Origin of the sequence: Mesotoga infera (assembly GCA_011045915.1) — a bacterium.
GTDB classification, from domain to species: Bacteria; Thermotogota; Thermotogae; order Petrotogales; family Kosmotogaceae; genus Mesotoga; species Mesotoga infera_D.
The window spans coordinates 1-2,859 of the sequence record DSBT01000143.1 but is presented as its reverse complement, the minus strand read 5'-3'; the positions used below and the strand labels follow the sequence as shown (position 1 = coordinate 2,859).

3 protein-coding genes are annotated in these 2,859 nt (G+C 47.5%); all 3 read right to left on the bottom strand.

The window, feature by feature from the left end; all coding sequences use genetic code 11:
* The coding region (locus ENN47_05310; protein ID HDP77592.1) for a proton-conducting membrane transporter at window positions 1-458 on the bottom strand (458 nt) is incomplete at its 3' end.
* A gap of 4 nt (window positions 459-462) precedes the next feature.
* Window positions 463-2,295 (bottom strand): NADH-quinone oxidoreductase subunit M, encoded by a 1,833-nt coding sequence (locus tag ENN47_05305; GenBank protein ID HDP77591.1) that lies wholly within the window; start codon window positions 2,293-2,295, stop codon window positions 463-465.
* On the bottom strand, window positions 2,296-2,859 hold a 564-nt coding region (locus ENN47_05300), incomplete at its 5' end, for a sodium:proton antiporter (protein ID HDP77590.1).

Genomic DNA, 2,859 nt, shown 5'->3' with positions numbered 1-2,859 from the left:
TGGAAGAAGACCCCGAGAATGACTATCATGAAGGGGAGCTCATATCCGAGCATCTGGGCCAGTGCCCTTCCAATTCCTATGGATGCGTTTGGATTTCCCGACCCCACGGCAGACATAGCCATTCCAAGAAGGCCTATAGCCAGAAGGTAGATTACCACAAAGACATTGTCGATTCCCGGAAAGACGGCAAGACTACCGGCCGGGATGAAGAAGACCGTTGCAATCGTCCCTCCCAGCGCCATAAGTATTCCAAAGTCGAAGATGAAGCCGTGGGAAATCGAGTACTTCGTCAGCGACTTGAAAATATCTATGAAGTTCTGCCAGAAAGGCGGACCGTATCTCCTCTGAATTCTTGCCTCAATCTTTCTTGCAATTCCTTCAAGCGTCACGGTAAATATGAACGCGACTACTAGAAGCGCGATCCCCGAAAGTATTGTGATTACGATATTCATAAACATATGATCACCTCAACCACCAAAAGGCGCCAAGAATAACGATAACAGTCAAAGCAATGTATACCTGAGGATTACGGTTGAAGAAGACCGCCTTTAACAGGGCCCCAAGCTCTTTGATCTTTTCAGAAGTCGATGAAAGCCAGTTTTCCATCGAAGGCCACTTTTCGAATAACCTGTCGAACGGCCTGTACATCCTGTAAGAAAAGTGATAGAGCTCCGCGGTATACAGAAAATCCCCTCCCGTATAATTGTCTAGAAGATCTACCTTTCTGGCCCTCTTTGCGCGTATGAAGATCAACAATGATATCGCAAAACCTATCGCGAAGACGGTCGTGACCAAAACTGAATCCCATTCCCCAGTCAGCGCTACGATTCTCGAGAAAGTCACATCGACGGTTCCTCCGCCGATTGATTCTGTAATCCTGTTTATAGATCTAATTGCGTTGCTGGGGAAGACTCCCCAAAATATAGTTAGAAGTGTCAGAAGGGTCATTGGAGCAAGCATAATCAACGGAGCTTCCCTAACTTTCTCATGCTCGGGCTTCAGCTGTCCCAGGAAAATCCCTGCCAGCGGTTTGAAGACATACATGAAGGACCCTATGCTTCCAAAGAAAGCGGCAAAGGCCAAAAATGGCAACCCATTCTCAACAAGCTGCTGATAGATCAACCACTTGGAGACAAATCCGCTTGTAGGAGGGATTCCTGCCACCGAAATAATCGCAACTAGATAAACGGCAAAGGTGACGGGCATCTTCACTATTAGCCCTCCCATTTCGTGCATCTTGGTAGTCCTGGTCCTGTAGGCTACGGCAGCTATCGCCATAAACATGGCGGCAGATGCAAGGGCATGGTTAAGAATGTGCATCATTCCTCCTGCAGTTGCATATGTTCCGCCAATGGAAAGGGCCAACACTATATAGCCAGAGTTGCTTACAGTCGAAAAAGCGATAAGTTCTTTAGCGTCTTCCATCCGAATAGCCATAACCGTTCCCACGACTATTGAAATACCTCCAAGTAAGGCAAATCCATAATTTACGATCGGAATGCCGTTTAGTATAGGAAGATTACCGAAACCCTTGAAGGAGGGAAGCGCTATCGACATAATGAAGAGCAGAAAACCGCCGAGTTTTGTGAGTCCTCCGGACAGGATGGGACTGAATTCGTCAGGCGCAGAGGAATGTGACCCCCTAAGCCAGGTATGGAGAGGGAAGCTTCCCATCTTTGCAAGAACCATTATTGCCAAGGCTATGAAAATTGTGAGCTGAACTCCAATCGGCTGGCTTTCAATCTTCAAAGCCACACTGGAAAACTCGACCGTGCCCAACCTGCTGTCCATATAGAAGATCGCAAACAACATTGAATAACTTCCCACTGCCGCTATAGCGGCATACTTTATCGCCTCTCCGGTCGACTTCTCCTTATCCTGGATAATGAGCAAAAGAGAAGACCAGGTCGAGATCTCCCAGAAGATCATTAGAGTAAGGAAATCAGCCGAAAAAACTGCCCCCAATGCTCCTGCTGTGACAAGACTCAAGAGAAAAACTTTGACCGGGCTCTTCTTCAGGGGGAACATGAAGACCGCAGTCGTGGATATTATTAGCATCACTATCGAAGCGAAAAACCAGTTAACGGAGGTCATAGAAAAGTTGAAGTTAAGCTTACTCGTTATGCCGACTACTTCATATGATGACCCGGTTCCTCCCCAAAAAAACACGTAGAGAAAAACGAGTACCTGGAATGCGGCGTAAGCCATATAGGCCACACTCTTCTTCAACTTCGAGACGAGAAAGAACAACGGAGCGGCAAAGAGAGATGCCGCTAACACAAAAAGAATACTCATCTACATCCCTCCCAGAATGGCCTTCCCGATTGCCAGAACACCATTTACCAAAGAATCCGCGGCTCTCTCGAACATTGTGAAAGCCTCTCCGGAACTTACCCCGAGGAAGACTATGACCGTACTTAGCACAAGCCCGAAGGCAAGAAACTCCACCGAGGGCAACATTCTCTTCTCGGTCACCTGAGACGTTCCGACCGGATTGAAGAAGGTGAAGATCCACCTGAAGTAATATGTGACTTCAATGGCAGCCGCAACGAGAATTACAACCGGAACGGCAAGAGAGGTATCGAAACTGGCCGAAATCGCGTTCAACTTTCCCCTGAAGCCGAAGAAGAGTGGCATACCTGCGATAGAGAGTGCCGAGATAACAAATGTTACTCCAACAATCGGCGACTTTCGACCGTACCCGTAAAGAGTGTCTCTATCGTCTCTTCCCGCTTCATCTATAACCTGGTCGTCAATGGAGAAGAGCATAAACTTCGATAGGGCATTGTTTATAAGAAGCATAATCGATCCCGTAACTGACTCAACGCTCCCGACACCGACAAGAAAGATCGCAAGACC

Coding starts and splice junctions, on each gene's coding strand:
- ENN47_05305 (HDP77591.1), bottom strand. CDS start 2,295: ATGAGTATTCTTTTTGTGTTAGCGGCATCTCTCTTTGCCGCTCCGTTG.